15 protein-coding genes are annotated in these 21,786 nt (G+C 57.7%); 12 read left to right on the forward strand and 3 right to left on the reverse strand.

The window, feature by feature from the left end; translation table 11 throughout:
* Positions 1–160: 160 nt before the first annotated feature.
* From CUN67_RS13275 to CUN67_RS13330, 12 genes are all read left to right on the forward strand, one after another.
* Positions 161–1,402: an MdtA/MuxA family multidrug efflux RND transporter periplasmic adaptor subunit gene (locus CUN67_RS13275; RefSeq protein ID WP_208715798.1), complete on the forward strand. Its 1,242-nt coding sequence runs from the start codon at positions 161–163 to the stop codon at positions 1,400–1,402.
* Positions 1,402–4,524 carry an MdtB/MuxB family multidrug efflux RND transporter permease subunit gene (locus tag CUN67_RS13280; protein WP_208715799.1) on the forward strand — a complete coding sequence of 1,041 codons (3,123 nt, stop codon included), beginning with the start codon at positions 1,402–1,404 and terminating at the stop codon, positions 4,522–4,524. The genes CUN67_RS13275 and CUN67_RS13280 overlap by 1 nt, the downstream gene beginning before the upstream one ends.
* A complete protein-coding gene (gene mdtC / locus CUN67_RS13285) occupies positions 4,521–7,598 on the forward strand; it encodes a multidrug efflux RND transporter permease subunit MdtC (protein WP_208715800.1) in 3,078 nt (1,025 codons plus the stop codon). Before CUN67_RS13280 ends, mdtC begins: the two co-directional genes overlap by 4 nt.
* A gap of 15 nt (positions 7,599–7,613) precedes the next feature.
* Positions 7,614–9,023 (forward strand): multidrug transporter subunit MdtD, encoded by a 1,410-nt coding sequence (mdtD, locus tag CUN67_RS13290; protein ID WP_208715801.1) that lies wholly within the window; start codon positions 7,614–7,616, stop codon positions 9,021–9,023.
* Positions 9,020–10,405: a two-component system sensor histidine kinase BaeS gene (gene baeS, locus CUN67_RS13295; protein WP_208715802.1), complete on the forward strand. Its 1,386-nt coding sequence runs from the start codon at positions 9,020–9,022 to the stop codon at positions 10,403–10,405. Before mdtD ends, baeS begins: the two co-directional genes overlap by 4 nt.
* A 9-nt stretch (positions 10,406–10,414) precedes the next feature.
* Positions 10,415–11,122, forward strand: a complete 708-nt coding sequence (gene baeR / locus CUN67_RS13300; protein ID WP_208715803.1) for a two-component system response regulator BaeR — start codon at positions 10,415–10,417, stop codon at positions 11,120–11,122.
* Positions 11,123–11,265: 143 nt separating this feature from the next.
* Positions 11,266–12,639 (forward strand): prephenate-dependent tRNA uridine(34) hydroxylase TrhP, encoded by a 1,374-nt coding sequence (gene trhP / locus CUN67_RS13305; RefSeq protein WP_208715804.1) that lies wholly within the window; start codon positions 11,266–11,268, stop codon positions 12,637–12,639.
* 230 nt (positions 12,640–12,869) lie between these two features.
* Complete coding sequence (gene yegS / locus CUN67_RS13310) at positions 12,870–13,769, forward strand: lipid kinase YegS (protein WP_208715805.1); 900 nt, start codon at positions 12,870–12,872, stop codon at positions 13,767–13,769.
* Between the two features lie 256 nt (positions 13,770–14,025).
* Entirely contained in the window at positions 14,026–15,036 is a 1,011-nt protein-coding gene (locus tag CUN67_RS13315; protein ID WP_208717218.1) for a Zn-dependent oxidoreductase, read from the forward strand.
* Between the two features lie 82 nt (positions 15,037–15,118).
* Entirely contained in the window at positions 15,119–16,402 is a 1,284-nt protein-coding gene (locus CUN67_RS13320; RefSeq protein ID WP_208715806.1) for an MFS transporter, read from the forward strand.
* A 53-nt stretch (positions 16,403–16,455) separates the two neighbouring features.
* Positions 16,456–17,925, forward strand: coding sequence for a mannitol dehydrogenase family protein (locus CUN67_RS13325; protein ID WP_208715807.1), 1,470 nt, complete (start codon positions 16,456–16,458; stop codon positions 17,923–17,925).
* Between the two features lie 67 nt (positions 17,926–17,992).
* A complete protein-coding gene (locus CUN67_RS13330) occupies positions 17,993–18,679 on the forward strand; it encodes a GntR family transcriptional regulator (RefSeq protein ID WP_208715808.1) in 687 nt (228 codons plus the stop codon).
* A 314-nt stretch (positions 18,680–18,993) separates the two neighbouring features.
* On the opposite strand, the gene fbaB is transcribed toward CUN67_RS13330, so the two are convergent.
* From fbaB to thiM, 3 genes are all read right to left on the reverse strand, one after another.
* The gene (gene fbaB, locus CUN67_RS13335; protein ID WP_084876027.1) at positions 18,994–20,046 is read right to left on the reverse strand and encodes a class I fructose-bisphosphate aldolase; all 1,053 of its coding nucleotides are present in this window, start codon (positions 20,044–20,046) and stop codon (positions 18,994–18,996) included.
* A gap of 148 nt (positions 20,047–20,194) precedes the next feature.
* On the reverse strand, positions 20,195–20,995 hold the full coding sequence (gene thiD, locus CUN67_RS13340) for a bifunctional hydroxymethylpyrimidine kinase/phosphomethylpyrimidine kinase (protein ID WP_208715809.1): 801 nt from the start codon (positions 20,993–20,995) through the stop codon (positions 20,195–20,197).
* Positions 20,992–21,777, reverse strand: a complete 786-nt coding sequence (gene thiM / locus CUN67_RS13345; RefSeq protein WP_208715810.1) for a hydroxyethylthiazole kinase — start codon at positions 21,775–21,777, stop codon at positions 20,992–20,994. Before thiM ends, thiD begins: the two co-directional genes overlap by 4 nt.
* Positions 21,778–21,786 lie beyond the last annotated feature (9 nt).

The following is a 21,786-nucleotide window of genomic DNA, read 5'->3' on the forward strand; positions in this document are numbered from 1 at the left end:
ATAAATTCGTACAGAATATGAATAATTAGCAGGCTCAGAACGATATTCTTAATTCCTTCAATTTTTGCCCATGCCAGGCGACTACAATTCTTTGGTTTGCGCTCCGGCTGGTTGGGTTGCGCATTTTGGGAAACGACTACGCTGGAGAGCACATCAATTCATGAAGAATCGACATCCGTTGTGGAAAAAAAGTCTCATCACCCTGGCGATCGTCGCTGTGCTGGCCGGCGGTTACTACTGGTGGCAGCATCCGGCAGAACCGAATAAACAACCCCAGGCCGAAGGCCAGCGCCATCATGGCCGCGGGGCCGGGGCCGCCAATGGCGGGGGCCGTCCACTGGCACCCGTACAGGCCGCAACCGCCGAATTGCAAAGCGTACCGCATTATCTGAGTGGCCTGGGCACCGTCACTGCCGCCAACACCGTCACGGTACGCAGCCGGGTTGATGGCCAACTGATGGCGCTGCATTTCAACGAAGGTCAGCAGGTGGCGGCTGGGGCGCTGCTGGCGGAAATCGACCCACGTCCGTATCAGGTGGCATTGATTCAGGCCCAGGGACAACTGGCAAAAGATCAGGCGACGCTGGCTAACGCACGACGTGATTTAACCCGTTATGAACAACTGGCTAAGACCGCGCTGGTGTCGCAGCAGGAGCTGGATACCCAACGTTCACTGGTCAGTGAAACGCTCGGCACCATCAAAGCCGATGAAGGTAACGTCGCCAGCGCCCAGCTCAACCTGACCTACAGCCGCATCACCGCCCCGATCTCCGGGCGAGTGGGCCTGAAACAGGTGGATGCCGGTAACTACATCACCTCCGGCGATACCACCGGCTTAGTGGTGATCACGCAAACCCATCCGATCGATGTGGTGTTCAGCGTGGCAGAGAACAATATCAGCCAGATCCTCAAAGCACAGCAAAGCGGCCAGCCCTTAGTGGTGGATGCCTGGGATCGCAGCAATAAAACCCTGCTCACCTCCGGCACCCTGCTGAGTATTGATAACCAGATCGATGTCACCACCGGCACCATCAAGCTAAAGGCGCGCTTCAGTAATGAGGATGACGCGCTCTTCCCCAACCAGTTTGTCAATGCGCGCCTGAAAGTCGATACCCTGCAGGACGCGGTGGTGATCCCCACCGCCGCGTTGCAAATGAGTAACGAGGGCCATTTCGTCTGGGTGGTGAACAGCGAGAACAAAGTGAGTAAAAAACGGGTCACCGCCGGATTGCAGGACAGCCAGAAAGTGGTGATTAGCGCCGGGCTGGCCGCAGGTGATCGTGTGGTGACCGATGGTCTGGATCGCTTAACCGAAGGGGCGAAGGTCGAGATTGTCGCGCCGCAAAGCACGACGCCACTTAACCGGCGCGCCACCCAACTGGCACGCGGAGAACGTCAATAATGCAGGTGATGCCTCCCGACGCCAGCGGCGGTCCGTCGCGCCTGTTTATTCTGCGCCCGGTGGCGACCACGCTGCTGATGATCGCCATCCTGCTGGCCGGTATTCTCGGTTATCGCTTCCTGCCGGTGTCAGCGTTGCCGGAAGTGGATTATCCGACGATTCAGGTGGTCACCCTCTATCCGGGAGCCAGCCCGGATGTGGTGACCTCCTCAATTACCGCACCGCTGGAGCGTCAGTTCGGTCAGATGTCCGGGCTGAAGCAGATGTCCTCGCAAAGCTCCGGTGGCGCTTCGGTGGTCACACTGCAATTCCAGCTCTCGCTAGCGCTGGATGTGGCCGAGCAGGAAGTGCAGGCGGCGATCAACTCCGCCACCAATCTGCTCCCCAGCGACCTGCCCAATCCGCCGGTCTACAGTAAAGTCAATCCGGCGGATCCGCCGATTATGACCCTCGCCGTTACCACCACCAGCATGCCGTTAACTCAGGTGCAGGATATGGTGGAAACGCGCGTGGCGCAGAAAATCTCCCAGGTTTCCGGTGTCGGGCTGGTGACCCTTTCGGGCGGGCAACGCCCGGCCGTGCGGGTTCAAATGAACGCCCAGGCGTTGGCTGGGCTGGGGCTGACCAGCGAAACGGTGCGTACCGCCATCAGCAATGCTAACGTCAATTCCGCCAAAGGTAGTCTGGACGGTCCAACGCGTTCGATCACTTTGTCCGCCAACGATCAGATGACATCCGCCGAGGATTACCGGCGGCTTATCATCAGCTACAACAACGGTGCGCCGGTACGTTTGGGCGATGTCGCCACCATTGAACAAGGGGCGGAAAATAGCTGGCTCGGTGCCTGGGCCAATCGGCAGCCCGCGATTGTGCTTAACGTGCAACGCCAGCCGGGGGCCAACATCATCGCCACCGCGGACAACATCCGCGCCCTGCTGCCCTCACTCACCGCTTCGCTACCGAAGTCGGTTGAGGTCCAACTGCTGACCGACCGCACCACCAATATCCGCGCCTCGGTTGCGGATACCCAGCATGAGCTGATGCTGGCGATTGGTCTGGTGGTGATGATCATCTACCTGTTTCTGCGTAACGTCCCGGCGACGATTATCCCGGCGGTCGCCGTACCCTTGTCGCTGGTGGGCACCTTTGCCGCGATGTATTTCCTCGGTTTCTCCATCAACAACCTGACGCTGATGGCGCTGACCATCGCCACGGGTTTCGTGGTGGATGATGCCATCGTGGTGATCGAGAACATTTCCCGATACCTGGAGAAAGGTGAGACACCGCTCACCGCCGCGCTAAAAGGTGCGGGTGAAATCGGTTTTACCATCATCTCCCTCACCTTCTCGCTGATTGCGGTGCTGATCCCGCTGTTGTTTATGGGCGATGTGATTGGCCGCCTGTTCCGCGAATTTGCCGTTACCCTCGCGGTGGCGATCCTGATTTCCGCCGTGGTATCGCTGACACTGACGCCGATGATGTGCGCGCGCATGCTGAGTGTCGAATCGCTGCGCAAACAGAACCGTTTTTCCCGCGCCAGCGAAGCGATGTTTGACCGCATCATCGCCGGTTACGGTCGCTGGCTGACACAGGTCCTCCGCCATCCGTGGCTGACGCTGTCGGTGGCGCTCGGCACCCTGCTGCTCACGGTGCTGCTGTGGGTTATGATTCCCAAAGGCTTCTTTCCGCAGCAGGACAACGGCATTATCCAGGGCACGTTGCAGGCTCCGCAGTCAGTCTCCTATGCCAGCATGGCGCAGCGCACGCGTGATGTGGCGTCGATTGTGATGAAAGATCCGGCAGTACAAAGCCTGACATCATTTGTTGGAGTTGATGGCACCAATGCCGCCCTCAACAGCGCCCGGCTGCAAATCAACCTGAAACCGCTGTCCGAGCGCGCTGACCGCATCCCGGCGGTGCAAAAAAGGCTACAGGCCGCAGTGGCGCAGGTGCCAGGGGTCTCACTGTGGTTGCAGCCGGTGCAGGATCTCACCATCGATACCCAGGCCAGCCGCACCCCTTACCAGTTCACGCTGCAATCGGGTTCGCTGGAGTCGCTCAGTACCTGGGTTCCCGCGCTGCTCAACCAGCTCAATACCCTGCCTGAATTACGTGACGTCAGCAGTGACTGGCAGGACCAGGGGCTGGAAGCCTTTATCCGCGTCGATCGCGACAGCGCCAGCCGACTCGGTATCACCATGGCAGATGTCGATAACGCGCTGTACAACGCCTTTGGTCAGCGCCTGATTTCCACTATCTACACTCAGGCAAATCAGTATCGCGTGGTGCTGGAACAAAACAACGACGCCACGCCTGGCCTTGCCAGCCTGGACGGTATTCGTCTCACCAGCACCGATGGCGGCAGCGTACCGCTGAGCGCCATTGCCGGAGTGGAAGAACGCCACGCGGCGTTGAGTATCAACCATCTTGACCAGTTCCCGTCGGCGACTTTCTCGTTTAACGTCGCCGAGGGCTATTCCCTCGGTGAAGCGGTAAAAGCCATCAGCGCGGCGGAAGATCAGGTGGGGATGCCGGCGGAGATGATGACGCAATTCCAGGGCAGCACGCTGGCGTTTGAGGCGGCGCTGACCAGCACGGTGTGGCTGATTATCGCGGCGGTGGTGGCGATGTATATCGTGCTCGGCGTATTGTACGAAAGCTTTATTCACCCCATCACCATCCTCTCGACGCTGCCCACCGCCGGGGTAGGTGCGCTGCTGGCGCTGATGCTGAGCGGTAACGAGCTGGATATTGTCGCCATCATCGGCATCATCCTGCTGATCGGTATCGTGAAGAAAAACGCCATCATGATGATCGATTTCGCGCTGGCCGCCGAACGTGAACAGGGGATGGCACCCTATGAGGCGATTTATCAGGCCTGCCTGCTGCGTTTCCGCCCGATACTGATGACAACCCTGGCGGCCCTGCTTGGCGCGCTGCCGCTGATGCTCAGCCAGGGGGCGGGTGCTGAACTGCGGCGTCCGCTGGGTATCGCCATGGTCGGTGGCCTGATCCTCAGCCAGATCCTGACGCTGTTCACCACGCCGGTGATCTACCTGTTATTCGACCGTCTGGCACAGGCTACGCGCCGCCGCTTCCGCCGTTCGGAGGCACAACCGTGAAGTTTTTCTCCCTGTTTATCCACCGGCCTGTCGCCACGACGTTGCTGACACTGGCGATTGCGCTGGCGGGCATTCTCGGCTTCCGCTTGTTGCCGGTCGCGCCACTGCCGCAGGTGGATTTTCCGGTGATCGTGATTTCCGCCTCACTGCCCGGTGCCTCGCCGGAAACCATGGCGTCATCGGTGGCGACCCCGCTGGAGCGCTCGCTGGGGCGTATCGCCGGGGTGAGTGAGATGACCTCCACCAGTTCGCTCGGCAGCACCCGTATTATTCTGGTGTTTGATTTTGACCGTGATATCAACGGTGCTGCGCGTGATGTACAGGCGGCGATCAATGCCGCACAAAGCCTGTTGCCGACGGGTATGCCGAGCCGTCCGACTTACCGCAAAGCTAACCCGTCCGACGCGCCGATCATGATTCTGACGCTGACCTCGGACATTTATAATCCCGGTCAGCTGTATGATTACGCCTCAACTCAGCTGGCGCAGAAACTGTCGCAGATTGATGGGGTGGGCGATGTCACCGTTGGGGGAAGTTCGTTACCGGCGGTGCGTGTCGATCTCAATCCGCAGGCGCTGTTTAATCAGGGAGTGTCACTGGACGCAGTACGCACCGCCATTGCCAACGCCAATCAGCGCCGCCCGCAAGGCGCGATTGACGATCAGCAACTGCGCTGGCAACTCCGCACTAACGATGAACTGCAAACCGCCAGCGATTACCAGCCGCTGGTGGTGCACTACAACAACGGCGCAGCCGTCAGGCTGAGTGATGTGGCGAACGTGCAGGACTCGGTGCAGGACGTGCGTAACGCCGGGATGACCAATGGTAAACCCGCGGTGTTGCTGATTATCCGTAAATCACCGGATGCCAACATTATCGATACGGTGGATCGCATCCGCGCCGAACTGCCGGAGTTGCATGATGTCATCCCCGCATCCATTGATTTACAGGTCGCTCAGGATCGTTCGCCCACTATTCGCGCCTCGCTGCATGAGGTGGAGCAGTCGCTGATCATTGCCGTGGCATTGGTCATTCTGGTGGTATTTTTCTTCCTGCGCGATGGCCGTGCCACGTTGATCCCCGCAGCAGCCGTGCCGGTTTCGCTGATTGGTACTTTCGCCGCCATGTATCTGTGTGGCTTCAGCCTGAATAACCTGTCACTGATGGCGCTGACCATCGCCACGGGCTTTGTGGTGGATGATGCCATCGTGGTGCTGGAGAACATTGCGCGCCATGTCGAAGCCGGCATGAAACCCTTGCAGGCTGCCTTACAGGGTGTGCGCGAGGTTGGCTTTACCGTGCTGTCGATGAGCCTGTCGCTGATTGCGGTGTTCCTGCCGCTGCTGATGCTTGGCGGCCTGATTGGACGTTTCTTCTCCGAGTTCGCCATCACGCTGTCAGTGGCGATCCTGATTTCGCTGTTTATCTCCATCACCCTGACGCCGATGATGTGCGCTTATCTGCTCAAGCCGCAGGCTCGGCACGCGCAACCGCGTTTACGAGGGGCCGGACGACTGCTGATGGCGGTGCAACAGGGCTATGGTCGCTCGCTGGGCTGGGTACTGGATCATGCCCGTTGGGTATTGCTGGTCTTATTAGCCACCGTCGGTCTGACCATCTGGCTGTTTATCTCCATCCCCAAAACCTTTATGCCAGAACAGGATACCGGGCGGCTGACTGGCTTTATTTCCGCCGATCAGAGCATCTCCTTCCAGGCGATGCGCGGCAAATTGCAGGATTTTATGAACATCATCAAAGCCGATCCGGCGGTGGATAACGTCACCGGCTTTACCGGCGGTTCGCGTACCAACAGCGGTTCGATGTTTATCTCACTCAAACCCTTATCCGAGCGCAGCGAAAATGCGCAGCAGGTGATTGCGCGCCTGCGCATCAAACTGGCGAAGGAGCCGGGTGCCAACCTCTACCTCAACGCGGTGCAGGATATTCGCATCGGTGGGCGTGAATCCAACGCCAGTTACCAGTACAGCCTGCTGTCCGACAATCTGACGGATCTGCGCACCTGGGAACCCCAGATCCGTCAGGCATTTTCCAGTTTGCCGGAGCTGGCCGACGTTAACTCGGATCAACAGGATAAAGGCAGCGAAATGGCGCTCACCTATGACCGCGACAGCATGGCGCGGTTGGGGATCGATGTTTCAGCCGCCAACGCACTGCTGAATAACGCTTTTGGTCAGCGCCAGATTTCCACCATTTATCAGCCGCTGAATCAGTACAAAGTGGTAATGGAAGTCGATCCACGCTACACCCAGGATATCAGTGCGCTGGACCAGATGTTCGTGATCAACAGTGACGGCAAAGCCATCCCTCTGAGCTGGTTTGCTCAGTGGCAACCGGCCAACGCGCCGCTGTCCGTTAACCATCAGGGTTTATCGGCCGCTTCGACTATCTCATTCAACCTGCCGGAAGGGGTATCGTTATCCCAGGCGTCGGATGCTATTGACCGCACCATGACGGCACTCGGGGTGCCCACCAGCGTCCGCGGCAGTTTTGCTGGCACCGCGCAGGTCTTTCAGCAGTCCCAATCCAGCCAGCTGTACCTGATTCTGGCGGCGATTGCGGCGGTGTATATCGTGCTGGGGATTTTGTATGAGAGTTACGTCCATCCGCTGACCATTCTCTCCACCCTGCCCTCAGCCGGGGTCGGCGCGCTGCTGGCACTGGAGTTATTTAATACGCCGTTCAGCCTGATCGCACTGATCGGCATTCTGCTGCTGATAGGCATCGTGAAGAAAAACGCCATCATGATGGTCGATTTTGCACTGGAAGCAGAACGTAACGGCAACCTGACGGCGCGCGAAGCGATCTTTCAGGCCTGTCAGCTGCGCTTCCGCCCGATCATGATGACGACGCTGGCGGCGCTGTTTGGTGCGCTGCCGCTGGTGCTGACCAGCGGTGACGGCGCGGAACTGCGTCAGCCGCTGGGTATCACGATCGCCGGTGGCCTGGTGATGAGCCAGCTGCTGACGCTCTACACCACCCCGGTGGTGTATCTGATGATGGATAAGCTGCGGCGCAGGAAGCGTCCGGTATTGATCAATATTCAGGAGAATTGACGGGATGAAGAGACCATGACCACTCAGAACGCGACGGTGCGTTGGCAGCTATGGATTGTCGCTTTTGGCTTTTTTATGCAGTCGCTGGATACCACTATCGTCAACACCGCGATCCCGTCGATGGCGCGTGACCTTAATGTCAGCCCGCTGCATATGCATTCGGTGATTGTGTCCTATGTCCTGACGGTGGCTGTCACGTTACCCCTGAGCGGCTGGCTGGCGGACCGCTTTGGCGTGCGCAATATCTTCTTCACCGCCATCGTGTTATTCAGCATCGGCTCGATATTTTGCGCTTTCTCCTCCTCGCTGGATCAACTGATCCTGGCGCGGGTGATTCAGGGAGTGGGCGGCGCGATGATGGTGCCGGTCGGGCGCTTAACGGTGATGAAAATTGTCCCGCGCGAGCAGTACATGTCGGCAATGACGTTTGTCACCCTGCCCGGCCAGGTTGGCCCACTGCTCGGCCCGGCGCTCGGCGGTATCCTGGTGCAATACGCCAGCTGGCACTGGATCTTCCTGATTAACATCCCGGTGGGCATTATCGGCGCAATCGCCACTCTGACCATCATGCCCAACTACACCATGCAAACCCGACGTTTCGATTTTCTCGGCTTTGGCCTGCTGGCCGTCGGCATGGCGACCCTGACGCTGGCGCTGGATGGGCAGCGCAGCTCCGGTGGCTCCTCGCTGCTGCTCGGCCTGCTGATCCTGGTTGGCGTATTTTCTCTGCTGTTCTACCTGATGCATGGTCGCAACAACGACAACGCGTTGTTCAGCCTGAAATTATTCGATAACCGCATCTATTCCATCGGCCTGCTCGGCAGCTTTACTGGCCGCATCGGCAGCGGCATGTTGCCGTTTATGACGCCGATTTTCCTGCAAGTTGGCCTCGGGTTTAGCCCGTTTCATGCTGGCCTGATGATGATCCCGATGGTACTGGGCAATATGGGGATCAAACGCGTCGTGGTCAGGATCGTCAATATGTTTGGCTATCGCAACGCGCTGGTTGGCGGTACCTGCGCCCTGGCGCTGGTGGTGCTGCTGTTTCCGGCGGTGGCGCTGCTCGGCTGGACCTGGCTGTTGCCGGTGGTGTTGTTACTTCAGGGCATGGTCAACGCTATCCGCTTCTCCTCCATGAACACCCTGACGCTGAAAGAGCTGCCGGACGATTTGGCATCCAGCGGCAACAGTTTGCTGTCGATGATTATGCAGCTCTCCACCAGTATCGGGGTGACGGTGGCCGGTCTGTTGCTCGGTGCTTTCGGTCATGGCGCGGTGGTGAATAGCGCGGCGGCCCATCAAACCTTTATCTACTCCTACCTGTGCATGGCGCTGGTGATTATCCTGCCTGCGCTGGTGTTCTGGCGCGTGCCGAAAGATGTGAGCAAAAACGTCGATTTGCGACGCAAAAGGAGTGAAGGATGAAGCGCCCAGTCAAACTCGGGATCGGTCCCAAGCTGTTTATGGCCATTTTTTCCACCTGCATGTTGGTGATCATCATCATGCACTGGGGAGTCCGGCTCAGCTTTGAACACGGCTTTGTTGATTACATCCGCAAAGGGAACGAACAACGTCTGACGCTGCTGAGCGATGCCCTGGCCGATCAATACGAGCAGCACGGCAACTGGGATTTCCTGCGCAACAATGACCGCCTGATTTTTACCATCCTGCGTTCGCTGGAGCAGAACCCTGGCAGCGAAAATCAGCTGCCACCGCACGGCTGGCGTACCCAGTTCTGGATTATCGACCAGCAGTACAAAGTGCTGTCCGGTCCGCGCTCGCCAGTGCCGCCGGAAGGCACACGCCGTAACATCACCACCAGCAACGGTAAAGTCGTCGGCTGGGTCATTGGCTCCCCGGCGGAACGTCTGACACGCAGCACGGATATCAATTTTGACCAGCAACAACGCCGTACCAGCTGGATGATTGTGGCGTTTACCGCGCTGATGGCGGCGCTGGCGACCTGGCTGATGGCGCGTGGTTTGCTGGCCCCGGTGAAACGGCTGGTGGATGGCACCCATCATCTGGCGGCAGGCGATTTCGCCACCCGCGTTGAGGTGGGCAGCAGTGACGAACTCGGTCAGCTGGCGCGTGACTTCAATCTGCTCGCCAGTTCACTGGAAAAAAATGAGAGCAATCGCCGCGCCTTTATGGCGGATATTTCCCACGAACTGCGGACACCGCTGGCGATTTTGCGAGGCGAACTGGAAGCGATGCAGGATGGCGTGCGCAAACTGACGCCGGAGGCCATTACCTCGCTGCAAAGCGAAGTGGTGGTGCTGACCAAGCTGGTGGATGATCTGCACCAGCTGTCGCTGTCGGATGCGGGTGCCCTCGCCTATCGCAAGCAGGCAGTGGATTTGGTGCATCTGCTGGAAGTGGTGGCAGGCAGTTTTGCTGAGCGCTATCGCAGCCGCCAGCTGGCTTTGCAGCTGTCGCTGCCTGCTGAAGCGGCGAGTTTCGGCGATCCGGATCGGCTGATGCAGCTGTTCACCAATCTGCTGGAAAACAGCCTGCGCTATACCGATGCGGGTGGTCAGGTACGTCTGACCATGAAAAACACCGGCGATAACTGGCAGCTGTGCTTTGCTGACAGCGCACCCGGGGTCGATCCGGCCCATCAGGCTCAGCTTTTTGAGCGCTTTTTCCGTGCTGAAAGCTCGCGCAACCGCGCCAGCGGCGGCTCGGGCCTCGGTCTGGCCATCTGCAAAAATATTGCAGAAGCGCATGGCGGCAGCATCAGTGCAGATCTCTCTGATTTAGGTGGCCTGCAAATCACGCTAAACTTGCCTTATGTTCCTCACTAAGCGCAGCCTATGAGCACGGAAAAGCAAGACCCTTTAATCCTTGTTGTTGAAGACGAGCCAAAACTGGCGCAGCTGATGATTGATTATTTGCAGGCGTCCAACTACCGCACCCATCACATTGGCGATGGCAGCGAGGTGCTGAGTTATGTGCAGCAGTCTCCGCCGGATCTGATGCTGCTGGATTTGATGCTGCCAGGCCGTGATGGCTTAACCCTGTGTCGCGAAATCCGCCGTTTCTCCGATCTGCCGATCATCATGGTGACAGCGCGCACTGAGGAGATCGATCGCCTGCTCGGGCTGGAAATCGGTGCCGACGATTATATTTGTAAGCCTTTCAGCCCGCGTGAAGTGGTGGCGCGGGTGAAAACCATTCTGCGCCGCGTCAAACGTTCGCCGGAAGAAGCCCAGCAGGCGTCCCATCTGCTGATTGATGAAGGCCGCTTTCAGGCCAGCTGGCGTGAACAGCCGCTGGAACTGACACCCGCCGAGTTTCGTTTGCTGAAAACCCTGGCGCTGGAGCCGGGCAAAGTGTTTTCGCGCGAGCAGCTGCTCAACCATTTGTATGACGACTACCGCGTAGTGACCGATCGCACCATCGACAGCCACATCAAAAACCTGCGTCGTAAGCTGGAAAATCTCGATGCCGAGCAACCCTTTATTCGCGCGGTGTACGGGATGGGCTATCGCTGGGAAGCGGATGTGTGCCGCTTAGTGTAGCAGGCAGCGCATTACCTTGATCCAGGTCAATTTACTTCGTCAGTGGCCCTGCCTAAAATTCCCCACCTTTTGCAGGGCCGTCTGACGCGGCCACTGCACGTGCCATCCACGATGGCATGCTGACCTGACATCAGTGAGATCCCATGTTTAAACCTGAACTGCTTTCTCCAGCGGGAACGCTGAAGAATATGCGCTATGCCTTCGCCTATGGAGCCGACGCGGTGTATGCCGGTCAGCCTCGTTACAGCCTGCGCGTGCGCAATAATGAATTCACCCATGAAAACCTCGCCAAAGGCATCGATGAAGCCCATCAGCTTGGTAAAAAATTCTACGTCGTGGTCAATATCGCGCCGCATAACGCCAAGCTGAAGACCTTTATCCGCGATTTGACGCCAGTGGTGGCGATGCAGCCCGATGCGCTGATCATGTCCGATCCCGGCCTGATTATGCTGGTGCGCGAAGCCTTTCCGGCCATGCCGATTCATCTTTCGGTGCAGGCCAACGCGGTCAACTGGGCGACGGTGAAGTTCTGGCAGCAAATGGGACTGACGCGGGTGATCCTGTCGCGCGAACTGTCGCTGGAAGAGATTGCCGAAATCCGCCAGCAGGTGCCGGAGATGGAAATTGAGATCTTTGTACACGGCGCGCTGTGCATGGCGTACTCCGGTCGCTGCCTGCTCTCGGGCTACCTGAACAAACGCGACCCCAACCAGGGCACCTGTACCAACGCCTGCCGCTGGGAATACAAGGTGGAAGAAGGTCGCCAGGATGAAGTCGGCAATATTGTCGGTTTTCATCAGCCGGTTGAGATGCAGGACAGCGCACCGACGCTGGGCATCGGCAGCCCGACTGACCGCGTATTCCTGCTGGAAGAGAAAATGAAACCCGGCGAAACCATGAGCGCCTTTGAGGATGAACATGGTACCTACATCATGAACTCCAAAGATCTGCGCGCAGTGGCACATGTCGAACGTTTGAGCCAGATGGGGGTACATTCCCTGAAAATCGAGGGACGTACCAAGTCGTTTTATTATTGTGCCCGTACCGCCCAGGTTTATCGCCGGGCCATTGACGATGCGGCGGCCGGTAAACCCTTCGACCCCGCGCTGCTGGAAACGCTCGAAGGGCTGGCCCATCGCGGCTATACCGAAGGTTTTCTGCGTCGCCACACCCACGACAGCTACCAGAATTATCAGCAGGGTTACTCGGTGTCGGAACGCCAGCAATTTGTCGGTGAGTTCACCGGGGAACGCCTTGGTGACTGGGCGCAGGTCGCAGTGAAGAACAAATTTCTGCTGGGCGATGAACTGGAGATCATGACCCCCAACGGCAACCTCAACTGTCGGCTGGAAGCCATGCAGAATGACAAAGGCAGTGCGGTAGAGGTGGCTCCGGGTGATGGTCACCGCATCTGGCTGCCCGTGCCGCAATATGTCGATCTGGCTTTTGCCCTGCTGTTACGCAATTTCACCGATGGCGACAGCACCCGCGACCCTCACGCCAGCAATCGCACGTAATGAAAAGAAATGGTTGAAATTAGAACAAGATCACAGACCGCCGTTTCGCCCTGGCGTAAACTCGCTTCCGCTGCTAACGAGTAACAATAAACAGCAGGTAGTACCAGGAACCACCTCATTCACCCGCCCGGCTCCCCCGTGCGGGTTTTCTTTTTTCGTCACCCGCCGATAAAGTTCCCCGCCCAGCTATGCTATAACCACTTTTCTGAGGAAGCATTAAGGGACGAATCATGCCAAACAAACCGCTTACGTTATTGATCCTCAATGGCAAAGGTGCCGGAAATGAGGAATTACGTGCCGCCGTCAATCAACTGCGTGACGAAGGCTTTAATCTGGCCGTTCGCGTCACCTGGGAAAAAGGCGATGGTGACCGTTATGTCCAGGAAGCGGTCAGCCTGCAGGCAGAAACCGTCGTGGCCGGTGGCGGTGATGGCACCATCAATGAAATCGCCACTGCGCTTGCCGCATTAACGGCGTCACAGCGTCCCGTGCTCGGAATTTTACCGCTTGGCACGGCCAATGATTTTGCTACCAGCGCGGGTATCCCGCTGGAGATGGAACCGGCACTACGCCTGGCGGTGCTCGGCAAGGCCAGCACCATCGACCTGGCGCGGGTGAATGGCGATCGCTACTTTATCAACATGGCAACCGGGGGCTTTGGCACCCGTATCACCACAGAAACCCCGGAAAAACTTAAATCGGCGCTCGGCGGCGTCTCTTACTTTATTCATGGTCTGACGCGCGTGGATACCTTAAAGCCGGATAGTTGCGAAATCAGCGCCGCGGATTTTAACTGGCAGGGCGATGCGCTGGTAATCGGCATTGGTAACGGTCGCCAGGCGGGCGGCGGGCAGAAATTATGTCCGGATGCGTTGATCAATGATGGTCAGCTCAACCTGAGCATCGTTACCGCTCAGGAACTGCTGCCTACCCTGCTGCATTCGCTGACGCGTGATGATGAAAACCCGAACATTGTCACTGCGAAGTTACCGTCGCTGCATATTCGCTCACCCCATGAGATGACCTTCAATCTCGATGGCGAACCCCTCACCGGCAGTGAATTCCAGATTGAGGTGCTGCCTGGCGCGCTAAGCTGCCGTTTACCGCCGCAGTGCCCGTTGCTGGCGTGATCTGAACCACACCTGGTCCCGTAGCGGCGCGATTTATCGCGCGTTATTTCTGGCACCGCGCACGACATTGCGCGATAAATCGCGCCGCTACGAATCAGTACCCGCAGGTACGCCCGGCCCATCTCATCTTGTGACCCTCTTCACAACTCCGCAACGTAGACTTGTATGGTAGTATTTGTGCGCGTATTTTTTCCTCATTGATTTCCCGTTAATGCCAGATACCTCCGCTGATAAGGCGTCAGGCAAGGAGCTAATGATGAAAAGTGTCGTGATTGAACAACCGGGCGAGCTGGTGCTGGCGGAGTGTCCTGTGCCACAGCCTGCCGCTGGAGAAGTACGCGTTAAAGTGCAGTTTGCCAGTATCTGTGGCTCCGATGTCCATATCTGGCACGGTCATAATCCGTTTGCCAAATATCCACGTGTGATCGGTCATGAGTTTTTTGGTTTGATCGATGCCACAGGTCTCGGCGTTGATGAGAGCCGTATTGGCGAACGCGTCGCTGTCGATCCGGTAGTGAGCTGTGGCCACTGCTATCCCTGCTCCATTGGTCGCCCCAACGTCTGCAAAGAACTCCAGGTGATTGGCGTACACCGCGATGGCGGCTTTAGCGAGTTTGCTGTCGCTCCCGCCAAAAACGCCTTCCGTTTGCCCGACAGCATTCCCGATAAACTGGCCAGCATGGTTGAGCCTTTCACCATCGCCGCCAACATCACCGCTTTCCTGCAACCGCAGCCGCAGGATGTAGCGCTGATTTATGGTGCAGGTCCGATGGGGCTGACTGCCATTCAGGTACTGAAAGGCGTTTACGGCGTTAAACAGGTGCTGGTGGTGGACCGTCTGCCAGAACGTCTGGCGCTGGCGCAGCAAAACGGTGCCGACCAGCTGTTTAACAACAGCGAGATCCCGCTGGCTGCCCAGCTTGAAGGAGTGCAGCCCACGCTCATCATTGATGCCGCCTGTCATCCCACCATTCTGGCGGAAGCTGCCGCTCTCGCGTCACCGGCGGCCCGCATCGGCCTGCTGGGTTTCTCGGGTGAACCCTGCAGCATTACGCAGCAAAGCCTGACCAGCAAAGAACTGTCGCTGTTCACTTCGCGCCTCAACAGCAACCGTTTTCCGCAAGTGATTGAGTGGATGGAAAAAGGCCAGATCCAGCCAGAGAAACTGGTCACGCACTACTTCCCGCTGGCGGAGATTGAGCGCGCGATGACGCTGTTCGAAAAAGACCCGCGCACCTGCTGCAAAGTGATTCTGCACATGGCTTGAGTTAACCTTCACACCAGGTGTCCTCCTGCCGGTACGTACCCACCGGCAGCACTACTATAAAGATGATGATGTCGGAGTTTCTATGTTTAAGAACCTGCGCTGGACCCTCGTACTGCTGTTGTTTCTGGTTTATATGATCAACTACCTCGATCGTATTGCCCTGTCCCTGACCGTGCCGCTGGTGGAAAAAGATCTGATGATCAATGCCGAGCAGTTCGGCATGATTTTCGGTAGTTTCTTCTTCGGCTATGCGCTGTTCAACTTTATCGGCGGCCTCGCCACCGATAAATTCGGCCCGACCATTGTGCTCGGCACCGCCGTGGGAATGTGGTCGCTGTTTTGCGGTATGACCGCGCTGGCCACCGGCTTCTGGTCGATGATGATCCTGCGCGTACTGTTTGGCATGGCGGAAGGCCCCATCTGCGCCTCGGCCAACAAGGCCATCAACGGCTGGTTCCCGAAAAAACAGGCCGCCACCGCCATGGGCTTATTAAGTGCCGGTTCCCCGTTGGGTGGCGCGGTCGCTGGCCCGATTATCGGCTATCTGGCGCTGTCATTCGGCTGGCGTCCGGCCTTCGTTGCCATCTGCGTGATTGGTCTGGTGTGGATGGCGATCTGGTTCTTTATCGCTGCGGATAACCCGGCGAAAAGCAAACGTGTCTCACCGGAAGAGCGTGCGCTGGTGGAAAAACTGAAAGCGGAACAGTCGAATGAAGAAGAGGACCTGGCCGGTGCCGCGCACGGTATGGGTTATTATCTGCGCCAGCCAATCATCCTGGTTACCGCATTCGCCTTCTTTTGCTACAACTACATTCTGTTCTTCTTCCTGAGCTGGTTCCCGGCGTATCTGGTGCAGGCGCATGGGCTGGATATCAAAGCCATGAGTATCACCACCATGATCCCGTGGATTGTCGGTTTCGTCGGTCTGGCGCTGGGTGGCTGGATTTCCGATAAAATTTTCAACATCACCGGTAAGCTACTGTTGTCGCGTAAAATTGTGCTGGTGGTCTCACTGCTGGCCGCCGCAATTTGTGTCGCGCTGGCGGGTACGATAAAAGAGGTCAATTCAGCGGTGATCATGATGTCGATCTCCATCTTCTTCCTCTACATCACTGGCGCAATCTACTGGGCGATTATTCAGGACGTGGTGCACAAAAGCCGTGTCGGGAGTATCAGCGGCTTTATCCATCTGGTGGGTAGCCTGTCGGGCATCATTGGTCCGATTGTGACGGGTTTTATCGTTCAACACACCGGCAAATTTGACAGCGCCTTTGTGCTGGCCGGTGTGGTCGCTGGTCTGGGTGCCCTGCTGGTGCTGTTTGTCATCCGCAGCCCCAAAGTCAGCAATAAACCGATTTCAGCTTAACAAATTGATCATAACGGGGCGGTTCTCCGCCCCGTTTGCCTAAAGGAATGATTATGTTAGAACTTAGCAGGCTTCCCACCGACGTCCTACGTCCGAACTATGACCGCAGCAAACTGAAAACCCGCATGGTTCACATCGGGTTTGGTGCATTTCATCGCGCCCATCAGGCATTGGCGAGCGACAAACTGGCCGCTCAGGGCAGTGACTGGGGTTACTGTGAAGTGAACCTCAATAGCGGCGCATTAATTGAGGCGCTGCGCCAGCAGGACTTACTCTACACCCTGACCGAAATGGCCGACGACAGCCTGCATACCCGGGTGATCGGGGTGATCACCGCCGCCCTGCATGGCAAGGGGGATGGCATTGAGGCGGTGATTGAGGCCATGAGCCAGCCGGATGTGGCGATTGTGTCCATGACGGTAACCGAAAAGGGCTACTGCCACCTGCCTGCCAGCGGCAACCTCAACCCGGATCATCCGGACATCGTTCACGACCTGGCGCAGCCGCAAGCACCGCGTTCTTTACCGGGCCTGATTCTGGCAGCGATCATTCGTCGACGCGAACGTGACTTAGCGCCGTTTAGCGTCATGTCCTGTGACAACATGCCGGAGAATGGCCATGTGACGCGCAACGTCATCGTTCAGCTGGCGGAGCGTCACAGCCCTGAACTGGCCGACTATATTAAAGCCCACCTCTCCTTTCCTTCGACCATGGTTGATCGCATCGTTCCGGCCATGACCGATGCGGCATTCGCTACCCTGGCTGCTCGCCTCGGCAGCAGCGATCCGGTCGCCGTGGAAGCGGAACCGTTTTTCCAGTGGGTGATCGAAGACAACTTTGTCAGTGGCCGCCCGGCCTGGGAGAACGCCGGAGCGGAACTGGTCAGCGATGTGCTGCCGTTTGAAGAGATGAAACTGCGCATGCTGAACGGCAGCCACTCTTTCCTCGCGTATCTTGGCTACCTGGCGGGTTACGAACATATCAGCGACTGCATGGCCGATCCCCATTATCGCCGTGCTGCCCACGCGCTGATGATGCAGGATCAAGCCCCGACTTTGCGTACCCAGGGGGTTGATCTGGCGGCCTATGCCGACTCGCTGATTGCCCGCTACGAGAACCGCGCAATCAAACATCGCACCTGGCAGATCGCGACTGATGGCACGCAAAAGTTGCCGCAGCGCATGCTGGACAGTGTGCGCTGGCATTTGCGCCATGGCTCAGGCTGCGATTTCCTGTTGCTGGGTGTAGCAGGCTGGATGCGTTATGTCAGTGGCGTGGATGAACACGGCCAGCCGATTGAAATCCGCGACCCATTGAAAGATCAGCTGGCGCAGATTGTAGCGTCGAGCGAAGAGGGGGCACCGCGTGTTCGCGCCTTACTGGGATTGAAAGCGGTGTTCGGTGAGGACTTACTGCATCATGCTGACTTCGTGGCACGCGTAACCGAACTCTATCAGCAACTGTGTGCTGAAGGTGCACGCGCCACGGTGCATGCCCTTACCCGGCCTGCAACAAACTTGTAGCGCAGAGGCAGCGTGCTGATTAGACTGCTCCCTTATCACCTCCATAATTCGATACGGATATTGCTGCATGTCGATTGCCTATACCATAACCACCAGCGAACCCGTAAATCAGCAGATTTACCGCTATCTGCGTCGGGATATTGTCACCTGCGCCATCCATCCCGGCTCGCTGCTGTCGGAAAAAGAGGTTTCAGCGCGCTTTAATGTCTCACGCCAGCCCGTGCGTGAAGCCTTTATCAAGCTGGCAGAGGCCGGACTGGTACAGGTATTACCGCAACGCGGCACCTTTGTGCGCAAGATTTCTGCCCAGCGCGTCGCCGATGGCCGGTTTATCCGTGAAGCGGTGGAAATCGCCGTGGTGCGCCGCGCTGCGCAGGAAATCGCGCCAGAGGCGCTGATGGCGCTGGAGCATAATCTTCGGCTGCAACGTTTAGCGGCCGAACGCCATGACAGCCAGTCGTTCCTATCCCTCGATGATGAGTTTCACCGCCTGATTGCAGAAAGCATCAACTGCCTGCTGGCATGGGAAACGGTGGAGAACATTAAAGCCACCATGGACCGTGTCCGTTTTCTGACACTAAGCGAAGTTTCGCCACCAGAGAGTCTGATCCAGCAGCATGAAGAGATTTTTGCGGCGCTGAAAGCGCATGATGTCGAGGCCGCAGAGTCAGCGATGCGTCGTCATTTGCAGGAAATGATTCTGACCATCACGCCCATTGCAGAACGTAATAGCGAGTGGTTTGAAGCGCCTTAATTTGTCCCGGCCGCGTAATTTGCGCGAGTAATTGCGCCGCTACGTCAGGTGCGGTTTGTACGAAGAGGATTTACAGATGGCACGCATTGTAGCGGCGCAATTTATTGCGCAATGCCATGCACAGTGCCGGAAACCATCGCGCGATTAATCGCGCCGCTACACGAATTCGTGCCGTTATTCGGAGGTTGCGATTAAACCGTCGGCGTCGCAGGCAGTTCGCGTCCGGCCAGCGCGCAGACGCTGGGAGCATACATCAGTATGTGACCAGCGGTGAGCACTGCCCGGACGAGAAATGGCCAGTAAGCCAGGTTTAATTACGCGATGGTCACATCTTTCGCCAGATACACATCCTGCACCGCGTTAATTAACTCCACGCCCTCTTTCAGCGATTTTTTAAACGCTTTGCGCCCCAGGATCAATCCCATGCCGCCCGCACGTTTGTTAATCACCGCCGTTCGTACCGACTCGGCGACATCGGTTGCCCCGGCGGCTGCCCCACCCGAGTTAATCAACCCGGCGCGTCCCATATAGCAGTTCGCCAGCTGATAACGCACCAGGTCAATCGGGTTTTCCGTGGTCAGCTTGCTGTAGACGCGCTCATCGGTATGACCGAAGTTTACAGCGGTGTAACCACCGTTATTCTCCGCCATTTTTTGCTTCACAATGTCCGCGCCAATGGTCGCCGCCAGATGGTTGGCCTGGCCGGTTAAATCGGCGCTGGCATGATAATCCACACCATCTTTCTTAAAACCATTATTACGCAGATAGGCCCACAGCACCGTCACCATTCCCAGCTCATGCGCGCGCTCAAACGCGACGGAAATCTCTTCGATCTGGCGACGCGACTGCTCAGAGCCGAAATAGATGGTCGCACCGACCGCAATGGCCCCCATATTGAACGCCTGCTCCACGCTGGCGTACAGGGTCTGGTCGTACTGGGTTGGATAACTCAGCGTCTCGTTATGGTTCAGTTTCACCATAAAGGGAATTCTGTGCGCGTAACGACGCGCAACTGAGGCCAGCACCCCATAGGTGGAAGCCACGCAGTTGCAGCCAGCTTCAATCGCCAGCTCCACGATATTTTTCGGATCGAAGTAGTGCGGGTTGGCAGCAAAGGAAGCGCCTGCCGAGTGCTCGACTCCCTGATCAACCGGCAGAATCGACAGATAACCGGTGCCCGCCAGACGGCCGGTGTTGTAGAGAGTTTGCATATTACGTAACACGACTGGAGAACGATTGTTGTCCGTCATTACGCGATCAACATAATCCGCGCCCGGTAAATAAAGGCTTTCCGCTGGAATGGTCATGCAGCGATGTTGAAGAAGGCTGTCCGCTTCTTTGCCCAATAACTGAACGATGTCCGTCATGCTGACTCCTGAATAAATGGCTGGATTGGAACCGGCACCTGCCGATTCGCCCCCAACAGCCTGGACCCAAATCCGCCAGGCAGGCAAATTGCTGACTCCATTTTTCAGACAGATGCGCAGACAAAAAACGGCAATCAGGCGTTACGCCCTACCACCAGCGATGAAAATGATGCACCGGCCCAATCCCTTTGCCGACTTCCAGCGAATCCGCATGGATCAGCGCCTGTTGCAGCCACGCTTTGGCCTCCGAGACGGTGGCTGACCAGCTATCATGCCGTGGGCGCAGCGCCGCCAGCGCCGCTGACAACGAACAGCCAGTGCCATGGGTGTTACGGGTGTTGACGCGCGGCGCGGTAAAGCGCTGACGCCCGGTGCGGGTGATCAGCCAGTCCGGGCTTTCTGCATCACTCAGATGTCCTCCCTTCATCAGGACCGCTTCACACCCGAGATCGAGCAACGCATCGCCCTGCTGGAGCATGGTGGCTTCATCCTGCGCCACGCTACGCCCAAGCAGTGCCGCCGCTTCCGGCAAATTTGGTGTGATCAGGGAAACCTGCGGCAGCAGCAGTTCACGGATACTGTCGATGGCATCCGGTGACAGCAATGCATCGCCGCTTTTGGCAATCATCACCGTATCCAACACCACAAACGGCAGGCTGGCACGCTTCAGCTTCGCAGCGACGATTTCCACCACGGCCGTTTCCGCCAGCATGCCGATTTTCGCGCTGTCGATGCGAACATCGTCGAGCACCGAATCCAGTTGCGCACCAACAAAATCCGGCTCGATGCGATAAACCGATTGCACGCCACAGGTGTTCTGCGCCACCAGCGCGGTGATAACGCTGGTGCCATAAGCGCCGAGCGCCGAAAAGGCTTTAAGATCGGCCTGAATCCCTGCGCCACCGCTTGGATCGGTGCCTGCAATGGTTAATGCGTTGATGCGTTTCATGGCGTCACCTCCAGCGTCCACAGCTCATCAAGGAAGGTGGCCACAAAGCTCCCCGGCCCCGGCACCTGACGCGCCGCGCTTTCACCTGCCAGCGACATCACGCGGCAGGCCGCCGCCACATGTTGCAGGCGCTCACCCGGCAGGCTGGCAAAGGCCGCAACCACTGCCGATAGTGCACAGCCGGTGCCCACTACACGCGTCATGAGCGGGCTGCCGCCGGGAATAGCCAGGGTGTGGTGGCCGTCAGTGACATAATCCACTTCGCCAGTGACCGCGACGATACTGTGATAATCACGCGCCAGCTGCTGCGCGGCACTGATCGCCGTATCGGCCTGATGCAGGCTATCCACACCACGCCCGCCTGCTGCCTGATTCGCCAGCGCAAGGATTTCTGAGGCGTTGCCACGAATAGCAGCGGGTTGCTGGCTCAGCAGTTGCTGACAGAATTCTGTGCGCAATGTTAACGCCCCGACAGCGACCGGATCGAGCGTCCAGGGTGTTCCCGCATGGTTAGCTGCTGCGACAGCTGCCTGCATTGCATCACGACGTTCGCGTGTCAGGGTGCCGACATTAATCAGCAACGCATCGGCGAAGCCACTGAACTGCGCGGCTTCCTCAGCATCAATCACCATGGCAGGAGAAGCACGCAGCACCAGCAGGACATTCGCGGTAAAGGTTTGTACCACATCATTCGTCATGCAGTGCACCAGCGGCATATGCTGACGAAGTAACCGAAGAGATTGCGCGAGTTGCGCAGTGGAGAGAAGGTCAGGCTGTTTCATAAGGCTCCC

This window comes from Pantoea cypripedii (assembly GCF_011395035.1).
GTDB lineage: Bacteria > Pseudomonadota > Gammaproteobacteria > Enterobacterales > Enterobacteriaceae > Pantoea > Pantoea cypripedii_A.